Source organism: Streptomyces marinisediminis, from assembly GCF_026262575.1.
Classification (GTDB): Bacteria; Actinomycetota; Actinomycetes; order Streptomycetales; family Streptomycetaceae; genus Streptomyces; species Streptomyces marinisediminis.
In genome coordinates this window covers 1-836 of sequence record NZ_JAPKFL010000098.1, presented here as the reverse complement: position 1 = coordinate 836, position 836 = coordinate 1, and the positions used below count along the sequence as shown (strand labels likewise).

At 80.5% G+C, this 836-nt stretch carries 1 protein-coding gene; it reads right to left on the bottom strand.

Translation table 11 applies throughout. The annotated features are described in order from the left end of the window. The coding region (locus OSB71_RS24235; protein ID WP_416237327.1) for a SpnB-like Rossmann fold domain-containing protein at window positions 1-836 on the bottom strand (836 nt) is incomplete at both ends.

Genomic DNA, 836 nt, shown 5'->3' with positions numbered 1-836 from the left:
GGCCCGCACCACCGCCGGCGGCATCGGGTGCGGGCAGCAGCGCCAGGTTCTCCAGCGTCCCCTTGCCCGTACTGCCCAGCGACCACCCGCCCCCAACCGACGGCACCGCCAGCCCACCACCCGCACGCACCAACCGCGCCACGAACACCTTCCCGCCCCGCACCGCCACCTGCGGCTCACCCAGCGCGAGGGCGCGCCGGACCAGGGCGGGCAGGTCCGCGTCCGTCACCGGGGCGTCCACGTCGAGGGCGAGGACGCGGCCGGGGTTCTCCGTCTGCGCCGAGCGCAGCAGGCCCCACACCGCGCCGCACACGGGGTCGCCGTCCAGCGCGCCGGACGTCACGACGGCCAGCCGGGACGCCGCCCGCCGCCCGTCGGCCAACCACGCCTGCACGAAGGCCAGCACGCGGGCCAGCACCGCCCGCACGTCCTCGCCGGGCTCGGCCCGGCAGGGCAGGACGACGGCCTCGGCGGCGGCGTCCGCCGCGTCCAGCTCCGCCGGGTCGGCGCACACCGCGACGGTCACCGCCGCCGGGTCCTGGCCGTCGGCCGGTTCGGTGCCCGGCACCCACTCCAGCCGGAACAGCGACGCGTCGGCCGCACGCCGCAGGGCCGACGGCACGCCGCCCTCCCCGGCGGGCCGGAACGCCAGCGACGCGACGGAGGCCACCGGCGCCCCGGCCGCGTCCACGGCGGCCACGGTGACCGCGTCGGCGCCCGCCGGGGCCAGCCGCACGCGCAGGCTCCGGGCGCCCGCGGCGTGCAGCTCGACGCCGTCCCAGGCGAACGGCAGCCGTACGCCCGCGTCGGACGCGAGCAGCCCGCCCGCGCCCACC